The sequence below is a fragment of the Streptococcus alactolyticus genome (assembly GCF_012277075.1).
GTDB classification, from domain to species: Bacteria; Bacillota; Bacilli; order Lactobacillales; family Streptococcaceae; genus Streptococcus; species Streptococcus alactolyticus.
Window position 1 is genome coordinate 1 of the sequence record NZ_JAAXMT010000019.1, and the last position, 2,444, is coordinate 2,444.

The window sequence follows — 2,444 nt, forward strand, 5'->3', positions numbered from 1 at the left end:
TGACATACAAAAACCTCTATCAAAAAATACTTTGATAATTTAATTATTTTACTGATTGCTATTCTATCATAACTATGATTATTTTATCAAGAGAAAAAAGGAAATTTATGAAAAATAATTTGATATTTTAATAATTTAGTATTCAAATTAAATAGACTAAAAAAAGAGGTGAAACCTCTTTTATCACTATGTTAACTGCGTCACATCCTGCAATAATTGCCCTAAATCCGTCAACAAACGACTGGCTTTGCTTTGGTCCATGCCAAACATACGGTCCTCAATCGCCCAAACAGGTAAATGGGCTGACGTCGCCGCCTGAATGCCTTTCTCACTATCTTCCACTACAATTGCCTCATCACAAGAAACATCTAATTTCTTAATAGCTGCCTCATAGATGTCAGGATACGGTTTTCCTCGTGAAAATTCCTCCCCTGATAAGACAACAGAAAAGTAATCGCGAATACCTGCTTCGTCTAAAGCCCTTAAAATATCAGGTTTTGAAGTGCTAGAGGCCAAGCCTAAAGCATAACCCATCTCTTTTAAAGCTTGAACCACACGAACCGTATCAGGAAAAATCAAATCCTTATAAGGAAGTGGGTGCTGTGCCTTATACTGAGCATATTCAGCTTGTAACTGCGCCACATCCCAATTCTCATAATCATCACCTAAAATAGCCTGCCAAATGTGCTTGGTATTACCCCCAATAAAAAAACGAGGAGGCAAATGGTCGATGCTAATCCCTTTTTCCTTTAGAAAAGTTTTTCGTCTGTTGTAGTAAAAGGTTTCAGTGTCAAATAAAACACCATCCATATCAAAAATAATCGCTTTAATAGTTTCCATTCTCCTATTATACTACACTAGCCCTTTATTGTAAAAAGTACTGACAAGTTGTCAGAATTTTGTTATAATAACATACAAATTTACATTTGGGAGTCATTATGAAAGTCATCAAATTTGGAGGTAGTTCACTTGCCTCCGCTGAACAACTCAAAAAAGTATTGGATATTGTTACATCTGATCCTGAACGACGTTTTGTCATCGTTTCAGCACCAGGTAAGCGCCACTCAGAAGACACAAAAGTAACCGACGCACTGATTAAATACTATAAAAATTACGTTGCTGGAAATGATGTCACTGCGTCACAAAAATGGATTATCGATCGTTACCAAGCCATTGCCAATGAACTCGGCTTATCACCTGCTATCATGACTAAGATTAGCACAGCAATCAAACAGTTGGCTACGTTACCGATCGAAGACAACGCTTTTTTATACGATACCTTTTTAGCAGCCGGCGAGGATAACAATGCCAAACTTGTTGCAGAATACTTTAGAAAAAATGGGCTTTCATCTCGCTACATGCACCCTAAAGAAGCAGGTATTATCGTATCAAGCGAACCTAGCAATGCGCGTATTTTACCGTCAAGTTATGATAAACTTGAAGCCTTACAAGAACTGGATGAAGTTATTGTCATTCCTGGATTTTTCGGAGTGACTGTTGATGGCAATGTCTGCACATTCTCTCGTGGCGGTTCAGATATTTCAGGCTCAATTGTTGCCGCTGGGGTAAAAGCAGACCTTTATGAAAACTTCACGGATGTCGATGGTATTTTTGCCGCACACCCAGGAGTTGTCCACAAACCACACACCATCAAAGAACTCACTTACAGAGAAATGCGTGAGCTTGCCTACGCGGGATTTTCCGTTCTCCATGACGAAGCACTCATTCCTGCTTACCGTGGTAAAATTCCATTAGTCATTAAAAATACTAACAACCCAAATCATCCTGGTACACGCATTACCCTTAAAAATACAAGTAACAATGCTCCTGTTATTGGTATCGCAGCCGATGATAACTTTGCAAGTATCAACATGTCTAAATACCTCATGAACCGCGAGGTCGGGTTTGGTCGCAAAGTACTGCAAATTCTAGAAGAATTGAACATTCGCTGGGAACATATGCCAACAGGAATTGACGATATGTCAATCATTGTCCGCGAACGTGAACTAACGCCTATTAAAGAGCAAGAAATCACCACCTACCTCACACGCGAATTAGGGGTCGATGAAGTGGATATCGAACATGGCCTTTCAATTATCATGATTGTTGGTGAAGATATGAAAAACCATATCGGGGTGACTGCAACAGCAACTAAAGCACTGTCTGAAAAACACATCAACCTCGAAATGATTTCACAAGGTTCTAGCGAAGTTTCAGTCATGTTTGTAACGCAAACCGAACACGAAAAACAAGCCGTACGTGCTCTATACAAAGCCTTTTTCCAACCAGAAGAAGATTAATCAAAAGTCAGCATTAGTGTAATGCTGACTTTTTCTATTCCTTAAAGTCCAGAAAGAAAGGTTCAATGCTTCTAAGAAAAGCACTTTTGCCTTTAAAGCGTTCCCCACGCATCACACGATCCAATTTTGACACACCTTCTGCCC

At 39.3% G+C, this 2,444-nt stretch carries 2 protein-coding genes; one reads left to right on the forward strand and one right to left on the reverse strand.

The annotated features are described in order from the left end of the window. Positions 1–186: 186 nt before the first annotated feature. Positions 187–840, reverse strand: coding sequence for an HAD family hydrolase (locus HFK82_RS08450; protein ID WP_168261452.1), 654 nt, complete (start codon positions 838–840; stop codon positions 187–189). Positions 841–938: 98 nt separating this feature from the next. Here HFK82_RS08450 and HFK82_RS08455 point away from each other — a divergent pair, with 98 nt between their 5' ends. Beyond that, a complete protein-coding gene (locus tag HFK82_RS08455; protein ID WP_168261453.1) occupies positions 939–2,300 on the forward strand; it encodes an aspartate kinase in 1,362 nt (453 codons plus the stop codon). The last annotated feature ends 144 nt before the right edge of the window (positions 2,301–2,444 follow it).